The sequence below is a fragment of the Micrococcus sp. GPGPB33 genome (assembly GCF_037853785.1).
In the GTDB taxonomy this organism is placed as follows: Bacteria; Actinomycetota; Actinomycetes; order Actinomycetales; family Micrococcaceae; genus Micrococcus; species Micrococcus luteus.
This window is the reverse complement of record NZ_JAQMWO010000002.1, coordinates 103035-115476: the sequence shown is the minus strand read 5'-3', so window position 1 is coordinate 115476 and position 12442 is coordinate 103035. Positions and strand designations below refer to the sequence as shown.

General features: G+C 67.8%; 10 protein-coding genes. 7 read left to right on the top strand and 3 right to left on the bottom strand.

Annotation, left to right across the window (positions count from 1 at the left end):
* Nucleotide 1 precedes the first annotated feature (1 nt).
* From POD19_RS00595 to POD19_RS00585, 3 genes are all read left to right on the top strand, one after another.
* Nucleotides 2-964, top strand: coding sequence for a glycosyltransferase (locus POD19_RS00595; protein ID WP_340309247.1), 963 nt, complete (start codon nucleotides 2-4; stop codon nucleotides 962-964).
* Between the two features lie 9 nt (nucleotides 965-973).
* On the top strand, nucleotides 974-2107 hold the full coding sequence (locus POD19_RS00590) for a glycosyltransferase (RefSeq protein ID WP_340309246.1): 1134 nt from the start codon (nucleotides 974-976) through the stop codon (nucleotides 2105-2107).
* 168 nt (nucleotides 2108-2275) lie between these two features.
* Nucleotides 2276-3208, top strand: coding sequence for a glycosyltransferase family 4 protein (locus tag POD19_RS00585; RefSeq protein ID WP_340309245.1), 933 nt, complete (start codon nucleotides 2276-2278; stop codon nucleotides 3206-3208).
* A gap of 51 nt (nucleotides 3209-3259) precedes the next feature.
* Here POD19_RS00585 and POD19_RS00580 read toward each other — a convergent pair whose 3' ends face one another.
* Together POD19_RS00580 and rfbA are read right to left on the bottom strand one after the other, a co-directional pair.
* Nucleotides 3260-4876 (bottom strand): glycosyltransferase family 39 protein, encoded by a 1617-nt coding sequence (locus POD19_RS00580; RefSeq protein WP_080695917.1) that lies wholly within the window; start codon nucleotides 4874-4876, stop codon nucleotides 3260-3262.
* Nucleotides 4873-5742 carry a glucose-1-phosphate thymidylyltransferase RfbA gene (gene rfbA, locus POD19_RS00575; protein WP_036317379.1) on the bottom strand — a complete coding sequence of 290 codons (870 nt, stop codon included), beginning with the start codon at nucleotides 5740-5742 and terminating at the stop codon, nucleotides 4873-4875. The genes POD19_RS00580 and rfbA overlap by 4 nt, the downstream gene beginning before the upstream one ends.
* A 100-nt stretch (nucleotides 5743-5842) precedes the next feature.
* On the opposite strand from rfbA, the gene POD19_RS00570 reads away from it, so the two are divergent.
* Nucleotides 5843-6682, top strand: coding sequence for an alpha-1,2-fucosyltransferase (locus POD19_RS00570; RefSeq protein ID WP_144081958.1), 840 nt, complete (start codon nucleotides 5843-5845; stop codon nucleotides 6680-6682).
* A complete protein-coding gene (locus tag POD19_RS00565) occupies nucleotides 6682-7851 on the top strand; it encodes a glycosyltransferase (RefSeq protein WP_145950468.1) in 1170 nt (389 codons plus the stop codon). The genes POD19_RS00570 and POD19_RS00565 overlap by 1 nt, the downstream gene beginning before the upstream one ends.
* Nucleotides 7852-7899: 48 nt before the next feature.
* Here the strand turns inward: POD19_RS00565 and POD19_RS00560 are convergent, their stop codons facing one another.
* Nucleotides 7900-9783 (bottom strand): glycosyltransferase family 2 protein, encoded by a 1884-nt coding sequence (locus tag POD19_RS00560; protein ID WP_080695914.1) that lies wholly within the window; start codon nucleotides 9781-9783, stop codon nucleotides 7900-7902.
* Between the two features lie 149 nt (nucleotides 9784-9932).
* On the opposite strand from POD19_RS00560, the gene rfbB reads away from it, so the two are divergent.
* Both rfbB and POD19_RS00550 read left to right on the top strand, forming a co-directional pair.
* Entirely contained in the window at nucleotides 9933-10928 is a 996-nt protein-coding gene (gene rfbB / locus POD19_RS00555) for a dTDP-glucose 4,6-dehydratase (protein WP_340309244.1), read from the top strand.
* A gap of 13 nt (nucleotides 10929-10941) precedes the next feature.
* Nucleotides 10942-12375, top strand: coding sequence for a bifunctional dTDP-4-dehydrorhamnose 3,5-epimerase family protein/NAD(P)-dependent oxidoreductase (locus tag POD19_RS00550; RefSeq protein WP_340309243.1), 1434 nt, complete (start codon nucleotides 10942-10944; stop codon nucleotides 12373-12375).
* Nucleotides 12376-12442: the final 67 nt, after the last annotated feature.

Here is a 12442-nt window from a genome sequence, read left to right as displayed (position 1 = left end):
CATGACCGAGACGCCCCTGACCCCCGAGGCCAGCGTGATCGTCCCCAGCCGGGGCGGAGCCCAGCGGCTGCCGCGCCTGATCGGCGCCCTCGCCGCGCAGGAGGACGCCCCGCCGTTCGAGGTCCACGTGGTCGTGGACGGGGATGTGGACGGGTCGGAGGCGGTGCTCGCCCAGTTGGCCGCGGAACATCCGGGCCTGGACCTGAGTTGGACCGTCTTCGGCGAGAACCGCGGACGGGTCGCCGGGCTCAACGCCGGCGCCGACGCGACGTCCGGCCGCATCCTCATCCGCACCGACGACGATCTGGAGCCCGGACCCCACTACATCCGGGACCACGTGGCCGCGCACTCGGGGGAGCCCGGCGGAGCGATCGGACTCTGTCTGAACGTCCTGGAGCCCACCCCGTATCAGCGCGCCTACGGTGACACCCAGGACGTCCTGCACCGCGAGCACGCGTATGCGCTGCCGGCGGATCAACAGTGGCGACACTGGGCAGGCAACGTGTCCGTTCCCCGTGCCCTGCACCAGCAGATCGGCGGCTACGACCCGGACTACCGACAGTACGGGTGGGAGGACATCGACTACGGCTACCGGCTGCACGCGGCAGGCTACCCGGTGGTGATCCGTCCCGAGCTGGAGACGCGGCACCACGCTGCCGCCGTGACAACGCACTCGAAGGCGGTGCGGGCCTTGCACGGCACGGCCGCGCGGAACCTGTTCGTGAGCAAGCACGGGGCGGCACCGCTCGGCACTATCGGTGCTCCGCGAGGCGTGTGGGGTGCTGCCGTGCGCCTGGTGGCGTTGGGCGCCACCGAAGCCACTCTCACGCGCTCCAGTGCGCTGATCGACGCCGTCGCGGACCACCTGCCTCGGGGGCTCGCCCGTCGACTCATCGCCCTCCAGGTGGAGGGTGCGGCCGAGGCAGGACGGGCCCACCCCCACCGTGCGCAACGGGCCATCTGAGGAGACACGATGTCGGAACAGACCCCCGCAAAGATCGCCATCGCCCACGACTACCTCACCCAGAAGGGCGGGGCGGAGCGGGTGGTGCTCGCCCTGCACCGGATGTGGCCGGACGCGCCCATCTACACGACGTTCTACGACCCCGAGGGAACCTTCCCGGAGTTCAAGGACGCACGCATCATCACCTCACCCCTGAACCGGGTGGGGCTGCTGCGGAAGGACCCGCGGCGGGCACTGCCGCTGCTGCCCCTGGCCTCCTCGCTGATGCACGTGAAGGAGCCGATCGCCGTCGTCTCGACCTCGGGCTGGGCGCACGGATTCCGTTACGACGGCGCCACGCTCGTCTACTGCCACACCCCGGCGCGCTGGGTCTACCTGCTGGAGGACTACCTGGGCGAGGACGGTCGGAACAGCATCAAGGGGCGGATCGCCCGCGTGCTGCGCCCGGGTCTGCGCAGGTGGGACCGCGCGGCCGTCCGGCGTCGATCGCGCTATGTGGCCAACTCCACGGTGGTGAAGAAGCGGATCGAAGACGTCTACAGGCTCGAGGGCGTGGACCTCGTGTTCCCGCCGCACTCCGTGAGCACGGACGGCCCGCAGGAGCCGATCCCCGGTGCGGAGCGGCTGGCGGAGGACGGCTTCCTGCTGTCGGTCGCGCGACTCATGCCGTACAAGCACGTGGACGTGGCGATCGAGGCAGCGGCCCGCGCGGGGCGGCCGCTCGTGGTGATCGGCAAGGGCCCGGAGGAGGCACGGCTGCGCGCGATGGCGGGGGAGGACGTGGTGTTTGGCCAGGACCTCACCGACGCGCAGCTGCGCTGGGCGTACGCGCACGCGACGGCACTGATCGCAGCGAGCCACGAGGACTTCGGCATCACCCCGCTCGAGGCGAGCGCGTGGGGCGTGCCCACCGTGGCGCTACGGGCCGGCGGTTACCTGGACACCATCGTGGAAGGCGTCAACGGGGTGTTCGTGGAGGAGCCGACGGTGGATGCGGTGGCCGGAGGGGTGGAACGTCTGCTGGCTCATGACTGGGACCGGGCGGCGATGCAGGCGCACGCCGAGCAGTTTTCCGAAGTGGAGTTCAGCCAACGAATTCGCAATGCGCTCACGAATCTGCCGCGAATTGCGGGACAGCGATGAGCATCCCTCGGCGTCTGGTGTAATGGCCACATGCGAGCCAACGATCCCGGGGTGACACTCACCGTAGCCGTCACATACCCGGGGGACCCGACTGACCCCCAGTCTTGGTCTGGCACTCCGGCGGGTCTCATCCGGGGCCTCGAGGCGGCGGGAGTCCGGGTGGTGCCGGTGGACCTGACCCCGCCGTCCACTGCCGCTCGAGTCTGGACTCGGGTGACGGCACAACGGCTTCGCCCGACGGCCGACGAGTTGCTGACGCTTGGCCGTGAGAGTGCTGCCTACGCCCGCCTGGTGGAGCTGACTGCACTGTACCGCGTTCCCCGCCATGTGGACGCCGTCCTCCAGATCGGCACGGGCTACCGAGTTCACCACCGACGACTCGCCACTTTCGAGGATATGACGATCGCCCAGGCGGTCGAGCACGCGTGGGGCCCGTTTCCTGACCTGCCGCCAGCTCTCGTCGACGGACGACGGCGCCTGCAGCAGAGCGTCTACGAGAAGGCGGGCATCTGTTTCGCGGCTACATCCTGGGTCGCTGACTCCATCAGTGACGACTACGGAATTCCTCGCGAGTGGATCACGGTGACGGGGCTGGGCGTCAATCGAGAGGGGCAGCCTTCCACGGACAAGGATTGGAGTTCGCCGCGGTTCCTCTTCGTCGGCCACGACTGGGAACGTAAACGCGGCGACGCCGTGGTCAAGGCCTTTGCGCAGGTGCGCGACCTGTACCCCGACGCCCTCCTCCACCTGGTCGGCGCGGGTGTCCCCAACATCGATGCTGACGGGGTCGTGGTGCACGGGCTCCTGCCCATCTCAGAGCCGGCGGCGCAACAGCGACTGGGACGCCTCTTCGCCGAAGCCACGTGTCTCGTCGTGCCCAGCCGACTCGAGCCCGCAGGCATCGTGTACGCGGAGGCCGGCCGCATGGGCATTCCCTCCATCGGGACCACTGTGGGCGGGGCCTCAGACATGATCGGCGACGGTGGGATCGTCGTGGATCCGTCAGACCCAGGGGGGTCAGTGAAGCCATGCTGCGTCTGGCGGACCCGGCTGTGGCCAAGGAGGCGGGGCGCCGCGCATCACAGCACGCAGCGCGCCTGACCTGGGAAGCGGTCGGCGCGAGAGTCCGCGACCGCTTGGTCCGCGCCGTCGTCAGCGGCAGGGGTCCAGGCGCTCGATGACCACACGGTCCTGTCCGAAGAACAGGTACTTCGTGTAGGTGATCGTCCGAACGGGTTCCGTGGCTGCCACGGGGTCTCCCATGGACACGACGGCGCACTGACGCGAGTCGGAGAAGAGTGCAGCCCACCCGCCGACGACGTCTGATCGAGCCGGATCTTCTGCTACGCCCACGTTCGAGTGCAGCCCTACCCAGGCGAATCCGGCGTCCACGTCCTGCGGCGCCAGCCCCTCCGCCACGAGCTCCTCCGCCGCCTGCCACACGACGCCCGTGCTCGACCACGTATGAAGAGTCACCAGGGCAGTGGAGGCCACGACGATGAGGGCGGCCGTCGCGGCGGCGGCCCTCTGGGCCGCCCGGGTCCGTGTGGCCCGAAGCACCAGCACACTCAGGGGCACGATGAGCGGGTAGAGATACCGCTCGAACATCGCCTGGCCCGAGAACGTCTGCACTGTGATGCCCGCGAGGTAGATCAGCAAGAACGAGGCCATGAGCAGGACGACGGGTTGACCAGCCGGTCGCCATGGACGGCCTGGGCGACGACGTGCACGCGCCACGACATCGCCACACAGGGCCGCCACCGTGGTGCCGGCGAGGATCGCCAGCCCTGCGGCGCACCAGAGAAGCCAGCCCGGCACCGTGTCACGTGCGCCGTGGGACATGGCCATGTAGGCGCCGTCGGCGGCCAGGTAATTTCCCAGCAGGGCGCCCCGCCCGAGGAGGAACACTAGCCCTGCCGTAGTGAGGGCACCTGCCGTGCCGAAAGACCAGGCCGCGGCGGAGCGCGGCTTTGAGGCGCCGAGTAGGACCGCCGGAGAACACACGAACATCAAGGTCATGACCCCCATTGCGAGGGCCCGCACCGCGCCTCCAACTGTGGGATCGACCATGGGCGGATCGTCACCTGGCTGTGACCGGCGCCAGACCTCGAAGGCGGCGATAGCGACCAGCGTGACGAGGGAGGCGACGAAAATGACGCGCCGTCTGTCCCGTCGAACGAGCCAGGCGGTCACCGCGACCGCCGCCACTGCTGCCAGGCCCTGCTCTCGAACCGTGGTCGCCCACAGCCCAAACGCCATGCTCCCGATGAGGTTGAGGACGCCGCCGCCGTCGAGGTAGCGGGCACCGAAGTACAGACCACCCGCAATGCCCGCCATCATCGGGACATCAGTCATGTAGGACGTCGACAGCAGTGCAAAGCCTGGAGCTACTCCGACCAACGCCGCGACCAGCAACGAGCGGCCCCTCGGCAGAACCCGTCGCGCCGTGCCGTAAGAGAAGCCGATCATGGCGGCTCCGCAGAGCATCACGAACACATGCTGGCCGACGACGCTGGACGCAAGCGAACCTAGGGGCACCATCATCCCGACCATCGAGGCCCGGTTGAATCCGACGAGATGCACCCGGCCGGTCTCGGCAAACGAAGCGGCGATCCGTGAATGAGCCCACGAGTCGTTGTGAGGAATCCAGAGCGCACCGGCGGTGCCTGCAACAATCGCGGGGAGGACCACAAGGGCCACGATCAGGGCCGTCACGATGACGGCGTCGGTGTGATGTCCTCGTGCGCGCACGACGGTTTCCATGCTCATCTTGCGGTGTTGAGCAGGTCGAGCAGATAGCGGCCGTAGCCGGATTTCACCAGTGGCTGGGCTCGTTCCTGAAGCTGCTCATCTGTAAGGAGCCCCTGGCGCCACGCCACTTCCTCAGGAGAACCGACCTTGAGTCCCTGGCGGGACTCGACCGTGCGAATGAAGTTGGACGCGTCGTTCAGGTCGTGGAATGTGCCCGTGTCTAGCCACGCCGTGCCGCGCGGCAGGACCTCCACGTTGAGGCTGCCGCGTTCCAGGTAGGTGCGGTTCACGTCGGTGATCTCCAGCTCGCCGCGTGCCGACGGCTTGAGGCTCTTCGCAATCTCGACGACGTCGTTGTCGTAGAAGTACAGCCCGGGCACCGCATAGTTGCTCTTGGGCTCCTCGGGCTTCTCCTCCAGTGAGACGGCCTTGCCGGCGTCGTCGAACTCCACCACGCCGTAGGCGCTGGGGTCCGCCACCCAGTAGCCGAACACGGTGGCTCCGTCGACCTGGGTGTGACGGCGCAGCTGCTGGCCCATGCCGGGGCCGTAGAAGATGTTGTCGCCGAGCACAAGGGCGACGTGGTCGGTTCCGATGTGCTCCTCGCCGAGGATGAACGCCTGGGCAAGGCCGTCTGGGGAAGGCTGCTGCACATAGGTCAGAGAGACGCCGAACTGGGAACCGTCGCCGAGGAGGCGCTGGAACTGCTCCGCGTCGTGTGGGGTGGTGATGACAAGGATGTCGCTGATGCCCGCGAGGATGAGGGTGGACAGCGGGTAGTAGATCATCGGCTTGTCGTAGACGGGGACGAGCTGCTTCGAGATGCCGTGGGTAATGGGATGCAGCCGGGAGCCCGTGCCGCCGGCGAGGATGATGCCCTTCATGCTGTGATGCTATCGGGAGCAGAGGGTCCTGTCTGAGGGGTACGCACGGTGGGTGTACAGGATCCCCTCAGTGTGAGCAGAAGCCGGATATGATCACCCTGTGCAGCAAGTCGTCAGAGATGCCATCGCACGCGGTGTGGCTCCGATCCGCCGACGTCAGCCGTACGTGATCTGGGGAAATGAACCCATGAACGGTGGGAATTTTCTCTTCCTGTGGGTGACCGCGTGGGCTCGTCAACGGTCCACCGGGGTGAGTTGGCTTGTGAGGTACAAGCCCAAAATGGAACCGTGGCTCCAGGAATTCCCGCGACTTCGCGAACTGACGGTGACGGAGGACAAGGTTTCCTTCTTCCAGTCACGGACCGTGGAATGGGGTCACGAGATCAATGTGGATTTCCTCTACCCGGACCTGAAGCAGTTCTGCCGGGACATGCTCCTCCAGGGGTCGGCCTTCAGCGAGCGCTGGGGCACCGTCACGCCGGGGGCCACGGTGGTGAACGTGCGGCGCGGCGACTACTACAGCAACCCAGAATTCCGGCGTCATTACGGATTCGACGTTCGTGAATTCGTGCGGGTGGCGATCGAAGAAATCGACTCCCCGGGAGGGGCGCCGGTGGTCTTTGTCTCCGACGATCCCGACTGGTGCGTGACCCATCTGTCGGACCTGTTTGCGGGCGGCGATGTCCGGGTGATGCCTTCGCCACATGACATGTTCCAAGACCTGGCCCAGGTCTCGAGCGCGGATAACCTGATCCTGGCTAATTCTACATTTTCATACTGGGGCGGTTACCTCGCCTCCTCTCGACCCCCCGGGCAGCGACCGCGCAGGGTCGTAGCGCCGCTGTTTTTTGGACGCCACTATCCGTACTCTGAGTCCGCACTCCTCTTGCCGGAATGGCTCGCCGTGCCCGGGGACCGGTACGGGGAAGGAAGCGCCTGATGCCCCTCGGTCTCAATGTGCCGTCTACACCGGGCCCTCGGCTCGGATACGTGCTACCCGGTCCGATCCTCTCTTCCGGTGGCCTGGTTGCCATGGAGGCGCGCGGATTCTCGGGCCTGACTGAGCTGGCTCGCAGTTGGCCAGGACGGGTCATCGTCCTCGCGCCTGCGGTGAATGACATCCCCGAACCGCTCCCACTGGCCTACGTGACCGCAGACGTCGACAGCCTGGGTTTCGACATCGTCAAAGCTCAGCCCGTCCCGGCTGAGATCGATTCCCTGGGCCTGGACCTGACGCTGGGTCTCCTGGCACCCCATTGGAGAGGGATGACCGAAGCCCGTACGCCCGCAGTACTGACGGCCGAGGTGGACTACGGCATCCGTCTCGGCATCCACCGTGCGACGTCCTCCGGAATCCCGCTCGCTCGTGCAGCGGTCGGACTCCTTCGTGTCGAGGCCGGGTTACGCAGACAGGCTCGGAAAGCGAGATCTCTTCAGTGCAACGGACCTGCTGCCTTCCGGGCCTATGGTAAGCAGTCAGCCACCCCGCTGGCCTTCATGGACCATCGAATCTACGCCGCAGACGTCGCAGCCGCGCGTGCCGTTCGGGCATGGGACGGCGCGGGTCCTCTTCGCATGGCCTTCTCCGGTCGACTGGACCCGATCAAGGGCCCTGAGTACGCTCTTGAAGTCGCCCATCGGGCACGCCGGGCGGGTCTGCCGGTGGAGATGGCCTTTCTGGGGACCGGGCCAATGCGCGAGACACTGCAGGACCGCGCGGAAGGCTGGGTCCAGTTCCGTGGATTCCGCGACTACCGCACCGAGTGGCTGAACGACGTACGGGACACCGTCGACCTCATGCTGCTGCCCCACCTCCAGGGCGACCCGTCCTGTACCTACTTCGAGTCCCTGGGATCAGGTGCACCGGTGCTCGGCTACGCGAACGCCACGCTGAGCCCGCTCGTGCGGCGCCATGGTGTGGGCTGGGCGGTGCCGAGGGGAGACATCGACGGCATGGTGGAGATTCTGCGATCTCTCATCGATGACCCCGAGGCACTCCTTCGTGCACGGCAGGCAGGTCTCGACCTCGTAGCGACAAACGATTTCGAAACGACGACCCAGCGTCGCGCCGACCACCTGCTCCAACACATCGGCCCCGCTCCGCTCTAAGCGGGCCCTGTCCACCCTGGGGCCTGCCTTGGAGAGGCTCGTGCCCCCTCAGCTGGCCACTCGCTGCCCGATCATTCGAGCAAGGTGGGCGGCCGCGTGGGCCGGCGTCGCTGCGCCGCGCCAGCTGCCCTGAAACATTGCCAGCACCTCGCGTAATGGCATGCCGATGCGTGCGGCCCGTTTTGTCAGCTCCCACTGATGTGATTGCGCAAGCTCCCTGGCCTCCTCCGATGTGCCGTGCTCCGCATTGCGCAAGGCCGCGAACATGGACCGGACAAAACGGGGACTGTCATGCGCGAACCCCACTGTGCCCAGAGAGGTTGTCAGGCGCCTGACGGCAACAAGGGGCTCCTCCGTGTAGGCGAAGCGATATCGCGCCGCTAGACGGGTGAGGAGCTCGAAGTCCTCGTAGAAGAGGTCCTCGGCGTAGCCGCCCTTCTCTCGAAGAACAGCTGTGCGCATGAAGAACGACGCTGCCGGGATCCAGTTGGACTCGATGAGACAGGCAAGGGTGTCCTCGCTGCGCCGTGGCTCGTCTGGCCACGGGAACTCGATGCGCGAGGACGGGTGGAGCACCGAGGAGTTCTCGTCGATCACCACGGCGTCGCTGTAGGCAAGAACGACATCATCTGGAGCGGTCCGCAGAAGATCCTCGTGGATCGCGATCCGATCCTCGCGCATAGTGTCGTCACCCGCGATGTAGGTGACGAATTCGGTGTCCACCTTGGCCAGCAGCCGGTTAAGGGTCGGGTTCAGGCCCATGTTGATGGCATTGGGATGGAATTCGAACGACGACGGGGCATCCGCGAGCCAGCGCCGGATCACCTCGGCAGTGCCGTCTCCTGGCGATGCGTCATCGGCGATGAGGACCCGAACCGGGGGAACGGTCTGACGTCGAATGCTCTCCAGGGTCTCGATGACGTAGGGAGCGTGGTTGTAGGCGACCACCAAAACGGTCGTGCCCGGGTTGTGTGGGTGCCTTGAGGAGCCCAGTCCCAGACCAATTCGCGGCTTGGTCTGCCGCCGGAGAACTCGATGGCGCGTCCACCCGTCGCAGAGTCCCCAAGCCGTCGCTAAGCGATCGACCGCGCCAGGCCAGTCGCGTGCCTTCAGCCCAGTGGCCATAGCGACCGTAGCCGCGCCCGCGCGGGCCAGTTCTGCGGTCGGTGCGGAGCCAAATTCGGGCACCGCATGCCAAGCGTCCCGCGCCGAAGCGGCCTCCGCAAGTGAACGTCCCGCCTGGGCCTGCGTGCGGACGCGGTCACGCCATGCGGAGGGCCGGGCGTAAATGATGCTCATGGCTCCGCAGTCCGTGATCGGCACGCCGGCGCGGTCGAGGCGGAAGGCTAGGTCGTTGTCCTCGCCGCCGCGGACGAGGGCCGCATCGAACCCCCCAACAGCTAGGAGGACGTCCCGTCGGGCGGCGAAGTTCCCGCCCATGAGGGCGGGCCCCATCGACCCCCGCCCTGCAGGACGTGGGGGGACTGGCACGGTCTCTGCCACCAGCATCTCGAGTTTCTCTGCGAGTGACTTGCCGGCGAGCTGTATGTCCTCCTTGACCACCACTCCACCGGTCACGACGGGGAAGTCGGCGAGGAACTCGTGAGCGAGCCGGCACCAGTCGGGGTGGACGACGTCGTCGTCGTCGCAGAACGCGAGTCTGTCGGCCGACGCCTCGCTGATGCCACGGTTTCGGGCGAAGGCCGCACCGCGATGTTCCTCGGCGTCGACCACGCGGACGGTCACGCCATCAGGCAGGGGCCGGAGAGCGGCGACATAGGATCGCAGCCACGCATTTCCTCCGTTGTCGCACAGCAGGATTTCCCTTGGCGGCGCATCGGTTTGAAACAGCAGAGCCGTGATCTGGTCCTTCAGGGGCTGTCCGCTGCGGTGGCAGGGAATGATGATTGACAGCCGCGGTGACTCCAACATGGCCCTCCATCGTCGACTGGGTGTGTCCTGAGACCTCTTGCCAGACTAGTGGGATCTTCTGGGCCTGAGGCGTCGTCCGGCCCGCACGCGCGGCATCGCCCGGGCAGGCGGCGATGGGTGAGCTGAAGCGCTCCAGATAGTGTGACCCCATGCGCATCCTCGTCACCGGCGGCGCCGGGTTCATCGGATCGAACTTCGTCCACCACGTCGTCCGCGAGACCGGGCACGACGTCGTCGTCCTGGACAAGCTGACCTACGCCGGCAACCGGGAGAACCTCGCCGGCCTGCCGGAGGACCGCGTCACTCTCGAGGTCGGGGACATCTGCGACGCGGCCCTGGTGGACCGCCTGGTCGCCGAGTCGGACGCCGTCGTGCACTACGCGGCGGAGTCCCACAATGACAATTCGCTGAACGATCCCTCGCCGTTCATCCAGACGAACATCGTCGGAACCTTCGTCCTCCTGGAGGCGGTCCGCAAGCACGGCAAGCGGTTCCACCACGTGTCCACGGACGAGGTCTACGGCGACCTCGAGCTGGACGACCCGGCGAAGTTCACGGAGACCACCCCGTACAACCCCTCCAGCCCCTACTCGGCCTCGAAGGCCGGCTCGGACCACCTGGTGCGCGCGTGGGTCCGCTCCTTCGGCGTGCAGGCCACGCTGAGCAACTGCTCCAACAACTACGGCCCGTACCAGCACGTCGAGAAGTTCATCCCGCGCCAGATCACCAACCTGATCGACGGCGTCCGCCCCCGCCTCTACGGCCAGGGCGTCAACGTCCGGGACTGGATCCACACGGAGGACCACTCCTCGGCCGTGCTGCGCATCCTCGAGCGTGGCGAGATCGGCCGCACGTACCTGATCGGTTCGGACGGCGAGAGGAACAACAGGGAGATCGTGGAGATCCTCCTCGAGCTCTTCGACCGCCCCGCGGACGACTACGACCTCGTGGCCGACCGCCCGGGCCACGACCTGCGCTACGCGATCGACAACACCGCCCTGCGCACCGAGCTCGGCTGGGAGCCGCAGTTCACGGACATCCGCGCCGGTCTGGCGGACACGGTCCGCTGGTACCGCGAGAACGAGGCCTGGTGGCGCCCGTCCAAGGACGCCGTCGAGGCCACCTACCGCGCCCAGGGCCAGTGAGGGGGCACCGCTGATGCGCATCACCGAGACCGCCATCCCCGGCCTGCTCGTCCTCGACCTCGACGTCCACGGGGACAACCGCGGCTGGTTCAAGGAGAACTGGCAGCGCGAGAAGATCCGCGCCCTCGCCGCCGAGCACCCCCGCCTCGCCTCGCTCGCCCCGGTGCAGAACAACATCTCCTTCAACGACGCCGTCGGCACCACCCGCGGCATCCACGCCGAACCGTGGGACAAGTACGTGGCCGTCGCCCACGGCCGGATCTTCGGCGCCTGGGTGGACCTGCGCGAAGGGCCGTCCTTCGGCGCCGTCGCCACCGTGGAGCTCGGCCCGGAGAAGGCCGTCTTCGTGCCGCGCGGGGTGGGCAACTCCTACCAGACGCTCGAGCCGGACACCGCCTACACGTACCTGGTGAACGACCACTGGTCCGCCGACGCGCAGGGCCGGTACACGTTCCTCAACCTCGCGGACCCGACGGCGGCCATCGCCTGGCCCATCCCGCTCGAGGACGCCGAGCTCTCGGACAAGGACCGCGCCCACCCGATGCTCGCGGACGTCACCCCCATGCCGCCCGCCCCGATCCTCGTGCTCGGCGCCGGCGGCCAGCTCGGCCGCGCCCTCGTGGCCCGCGCCGAGGCCGCGGGCATCCCCGTGGAGGCCCACGGCCGCGACACGTGGGACATGGCCGACCCGGCGTCGTGGCCGCGGGAGCACTTCCGCGGCCTGCGCGCCGTGGTCAACGCGTCCGCCATGACCGCCGTGGACGCCGCCGAGACGCCCGAGGGCCGGGCCCAGGCGTGGGCCGTCAACGCGACCGCCGTCGCCGAGCTCGCCCGCCGCTGCGCGGACGCGTCCGTGCCGCTGGCCCACGTGTCCACGGACTACGTGTTCGACGGCGCCCTCCCCGTGGGGCAGGAGCACCCGGTGGACCACCCGCTCGCGCCGCTGGGCGTCTACGGCCAGTCGAAGGCCGCCGGCGAGGCCGCGGTGCGCACCGTGCCGCGGCATTGGATCGTCCGCACCTCCTGGGTGATCGGGGAGGGGAAGAACTTCGTGGCCACCATGGCCTCCCTCGCCGAGCGCGGGATCGACCCGGCCGTCGTCACCGACCAGCACGGCCGCCTCACCTTCGCCGACGACCTCGCCGACGCCCTGCTGCACCTGGTCACCACGGACGCGCCCACGGGCACGTTCCATATGACCAACAGCGGCGACGTGGTCACCTGGCACGACGTCGCCCGGTGGGTCTTCGAGGACACCGGCCACGACGCCGCGCGCGTCTCCGCCACGACCACCGCCGCGTACCTGGCCGGCAAGGAGGGCGTGGCCCCGCGGCCGACCAACAGCGCCCTCGACCTCGGACCCCTGGCCGCCGTCGGCTACACCGCCCCGGACCAGCGCGAACGCCTGCGGGACCACCTGTCAGAAATGACGGGTGGTACGCGCTGATACTCTTGCAGAAATCGCGTCTGCTCAGAGAAAATACATCTGGCATACATCGCCCCCCGAAAGGCCC

Coding starts and splice junctions, on each gene's coding strand:
- POD19_RS00595 (WP_340309247.1), top strand. CDS start 2: ATGACCGAGACGCCCCTGACCCCCGAGGCCAGCGTGATCGTCCCCAGC.
- POD19_RS00590 (WP_340309246.1), top strand. CDS start 974: ATGTCGGAACAGACCCCCGCAAAGATCGCCATCGCCCACGACTACCTC.
- POD19_RS00580 (WP_080695917.1), bottom strand. CDS start 4,876: ATGAGCATGGAAACCGTCGTGCGCGCACGAGGACATCACACCGACGCC.
- rfbA (WP_036317379.1), bottom strand. CDS start 5,742: ATGAAGGGCATCATCCTCGCCGGCGGCACGGGCTCCCGGCTGCATCCC.
- POD19_RS00565 (WP_145950468.1), top strand. CDS start 6,682: ATGCCCCTCGGTCTCAATGTGCCGTCTACACCGGGCCCTCGGCTCGGA.
- POD19_RS00560 (WP_080695914.1), bottom strand. CDS start 9,783: ATGTTGGAGTCACCGCGGCTGTCAATCATCATTCCCTGCCACCGCAGC.
- rfbB (WP_340309244.1), top strand. CDS start 9,933: ATGCGCATCCTCGTCACCGGCGGCGCCGGGTTCATCGGATCGAACTTC.
- POD19_RS00550 (WP_340309243.1), top strand. CDS start 10,942: ATGCGCATCACCGAGACCGCCATCCCCGGCCTGCTCGTCCTCGACCTC.